The following is a 3841-nucleotide window of genomic DNA, read 5'->3' on the forward strand; positions in this document are numbered from 1 at the left end:
TTCTATTATTTTACTGAATACTGTTTTGCTTCCTGAAACCCCATAAACCGAGATATCTCGCTGCATTTCAACAATATCCTTGTTGATGCGCAAAATCCCAACTGCATAGTTACTAATACGGCTTATATCGTTAATAGAAGCTTCAATGCTTTGTAGCCGTTTACTCAGAACAATGTAACTCGCTCCCATTGCAAGTAAAACTAGCGTCAACGCTAATAACACCTTGGCCGCTAATGACCGAGAAATAAATGTCAGCAAAGTATTTCCTTATGAATTTAGTAATTCATACCATTTATCTAAACTGTAATCATAATTAGGCATAACCGTATTCCATACTGCTATGTTCGAAAAGCGCTTAATGTAGCTACCTCCATCACGTACCTGACCAGCTTGAACCGAAATTTTTCCGTCTGTTCCTCGTAAATCAGTGGATGCTTCTTGCCCTTCGTACCAATATTGCCATTCAGGCTTTGACATCAGTGGCTTGCTGCGCTCAGGGTTAGAAATGTAATACCCTTGCCTTGCGATAAACGCTCCCGGATAGCCCGACAGCCACCAATTCATGTACTCATAGGCAGCATCTTTAACATACCCTTGGGTATTGGCAGATAAACACATTACCCCATGCCATGCACGATAGCCTTCTTTGGGGGAAGCATAAACAACTGGAATACCTTGGCCTTTACATGCACTAACACCTGGCGAAAACATGCTTTGAATAGTGACTCGTTTCATTTTCATGAAGTCGACAGATTGCGGCACCGAAGTCCAAAATCCAGCAAAGTGACCTTCTCGTTTCTTATGTTGCAAGATAGCGAACAACTGATCAATCTCACTAATGCTCATATTACCCATATCTTTAAACGTCATCAGGCCTTGCGCTTGGGCAGCCAATGCCGCATCAAAAATACCAATAGTTGGTGCATTTACTAGCGCTACTTTGCCTTTATTCTTTTCGTCGAGTAACCAAGACCATGACTCTGTTTCGTATGGGGTACCCTTTTCTATGAACTGTGTGTTGTAACCAAAGGAATCAACGTTATGCACATAAGGCATGAAACTAATTGCATTAGTTGGTGTAGTTGAAAGCGTGCCATCTGCTTGTACATAAAGCAGTTTATTAGGTGAATCACCAGCACCTAATTTAGCGTCAGGAGCAATTTTTCCTGTTTTAGAAAGAGGGTTAATTTCATGCCAATACCTTAACCGCTCAGTTTCTATAGGTTGAATAGCGCCAGCTTGCCATAAAATGTTAATTGAATCTGACCATTGCTCGTATAAATCAAAGCTACTTGGATCTGCAGCCGCTTTTTGCAACACAGCTGCACTGCCCATTGGCGTAAACTCAATATTAATACCCAGCTCAAGCATGGCTTTTTGCCTAAGTTCTTCTTGTAACGTAACATGGGTGCCCATCACTCTAATAGTAGGAGTGCTTTTAGCGAATACATAGGGGACTTTGAAAGCAAGTGTTGATGCAACAGCACCAACCCCTAACGTTTTAAGAAAATCTCGGCGGTTATCAGAGTGGTCCATTTAGCATTCCCAATATGTTAAACCCGTTAAAAGTATAGGTTAAATTTGGAAATTACCTAAAGTAAGTATAAGAAAATACTCAATGCGGTTGAATCATAAGCCAACCACAGTTAGCTAGATTAAAAAATGTTCTTTTGCACTCGCAATTGCTTGTTCAATGGCCGTGTTTTTAACTGGCTTAGAAACAAATAAATCCATTCCTGCTTCTTTACAGGCAGCTTTATCATCCGCAGAGGTATTTGCAGTCAAAGCAATGATAAAAGTTTTATCTGTCGGGCATATTTTTTCATTTCTCAAAACCCGTGTTGCTTCAATACCGTCCATTTCAGGCATAACACAATCCATAAAAATCAAGTTGTAGTTATTTTGTTTGCACTTATTTACCGCATCAATTCCATCGCAAGCATAATCAGCAGTCAAGCCCAACTTCTCTAAATGAGCTTTCAACACGAAGCGATTAATTTGGTTGTCATCAACAACTAATATCGATAAAGGCAAGGTTGAAAAGTCGATATCACTGGCATGTAGCGTATCATGTGATTGTGGCTGCCCAAGCTTTAGAGGTAATTGAATATCAAAGCAACTACCTTTTAGATATTCGCTGCTGACCTTTATCGTGCCACCCATGTAGTCAATGAGCTCTTTTACAATAGCAAGACCTAGGCCTGTTCCGCCTTTATTACGATCTTTATCTTGCTCTTGGGTAAAAGGCGAAAACAGTGATTTCATAAAGGTTTCAGTCATACCAATGCCTGTATCGCTGACTCGCATATTTAAGATCACATCGCCATTTTGCGGTTTAGCCGATACGTTTAGTTTAATAGTACCTTGCTCAGTAAACTTTAATGCATTGCTAAGTAAGTTAGACAAAATTTGAGTGATACGAGTATTATCGCAATAAGTCCAACATTCATCACTAATATCAATATCGACCTCAAAATTAAGATTCTTTTCTTGATATAAAGGTAAATATAACGACGCTAAATCAACAAAAATTGTTTTTAATAAAAAGTGACTAGGCTCTAATTTGAGTTCACCATGATTTATCTTAGAAAAGTCGAGTACTTCGTTAATGATGTTTAACAAAATATCAGCACTTCGCAGTGCAACTTTGAGTTTTTCTTCACGTTTTTGCTCTGACTTTTCATATAGAAGTGTCGTAAGCATGCCTACAATACCATTGAGCGGCGTGCGCAATTCATGACTAATTTTGGCCAGCAAGATGCTGCGCTCTTCAAGTGTTCGCAGTGCATCAGCTTTTTGCTTTTTGAGCTCTTCGCGCAGCAATACTTCTTTAGTAATATCCTGAAATGTCCCGATTAATCGAACGCACTGGTTGTTCTCAAATTCTGCTTCACCATAGGTTGACACCCAAACAATATTACCTTTAGCCGTAACCAATTCAATTTCAAGATTCCAATCCTTTCCTAGCTCAACCGCTTCTTTAACAACTTGTTGTATTGCATTACGACTTTCGCCTTCTTTATAAAACTTAATAGCAGTTTCGAGGTTAGGTGCATAATCAGCAGGAACCTCATGGATGGCTTTAGTTTGTTTACTCCAGTACAGCTTATTTTCTAGCAGGTCGAACTCCCAAGAACCAATACGAGCAACTTCTTCAACTTGCGCTAACATATAGTTCTTTTTTAATAACCGTTCAGACGATGCATTACGTGCCAGTTCATTGCCTAGCCACTGAGCAAATAGCTCAACATAATCATGTGATTCTTCATTGAACGGTTTTGATACATTAGGTGCTGAGAAATTAACGGTACCAAATACTTTTTTGCCAACAAAAATAGGGGCGCCAATGTATGATTCGAGTTGAAAATTGACATAACAAGGGTGCTCTGCAATAGGGCTTTTTGAAGCGTGATGAAATGAGAGAGCCTTATTGGCTTCAAGGGTATGAGCACAATAAGTTCCCGAGACATCAAATTGCGTACCAACAGCAATCGCATTATCAGGAGTAAGAGCATGAATGACCGTATAAACCTGACCATCTACCCGACTCACAATAGCAAACTCAAGATTAAAAACGTCTAAACCAAACTTTAACAGCTTGGTTACTTTGTTTGAAAAATCAATTTCTTGGTTGGATACTATATCGTGAAATTGGCGCAGAAAGTTCACAGTCACTCCTTGTTACTTAAAACTACATATTGTCAAAACAGCATATCAATAATTTATTGAGTGTTCACTTAAAAAGAGGTAAACAGCCTAAACTTGCCAAATACGTTATAAAATATCATTAAAATGACTATTTTTATTGATAAACTGGCAAAACTCTATGCTTAGTCAATAC

2 protein-coding genes and 1 pseudogene are annotated in these 3841 nt (G+C 38.8%); all 3 read right to left on the reverse strand.

Annotated elements, in window-relative coordinates:
* Window positions 1-258: pseudogene (locus L1D46_RS19965) on the reverse strand (hybrid sensor histidine kinase/response regulator); the annotation flags it as partial.
* 9 nt (window positions 259-267) lie between these two features.
* Window positions 268-1536, reverse strand: coding sequence for a substrate-binding domain-containing protein (locus tag L1D46_RS19970; RefSeq protein WP_178927054.1), 1269 nt, complete (start codon window positions 1534-1536; stop codon window positions 268-270).
* Between the two features lie 114 nt (window positions 1537-1650).
* Complete coding sequence (locus L1D46_RS19975; RefSeq protein ID WP_239978117.1) at window positions 1651-3669, reverse strand: ATP-binding protein; 2019 nt, start codon at window positions 3667-3669, stop codon at window positions 1651-1653.
* Window positions 3670-3841: the final 172 nt, after the last annotated feature.

It is taken from the genome of Pseudoalteromonas sp. Isolate3, from assembly GCF_022398505.1.
GTDB classification, from domain to species: domain Bacteria; phylum Pseudomonadota; class Gammaproteobacteria; order Enterobacterales; family Alteromonadaceae; genus Pseudoalteromonas; species Pseudoalteromonas apostichopi.